We start from the raw sequence: 251 nt of genomic DNA on the forward strand, positions 1-251 counted from the left end.
TTTGCGTATCGCTGGAGTACGCGCTTCCTGTGCCTGGACAAAGCCGAGGCGGAACGGGAATTGGGGCGCTTGCGGCGCCAATGGTTCGCCAAGCGCAAGAACGTCATCGCGCTGCTGCGCGAAACGATCTTTCAGCAGGAAAGCCCGCTGGTCGATACCGATGCCAGCAACAAGGCCGCCGACGCCGATGCCGCCTTGCAGGAGCTGGGCAGCGATCAAGTCGCCTTCGGCTACCTCACCGCCACGGTGAC

Annotated in this window: 1 pseudogene; it reads left to right on the forward strand. The window is 63.3% G+C overall.

Annotated features, from left to right (window positions below):
* A pseudogene (locus G7020_RS23860) lies at positions 1 to 251 on the forward strand (conjugal transfer protein TrbE); the annotation flags it as partial.

Source organism: Stutzerimonas stutzeri, assembly GCF_013522825.1.
Taxonomy (GTDB): Bacteria; Pseudomonadota; Gammaproteobacteria; order Pseudomonadales; family Pseudomonadaceae; genus Stutzerimonas; species Stutzerimonas stutzeri_AK.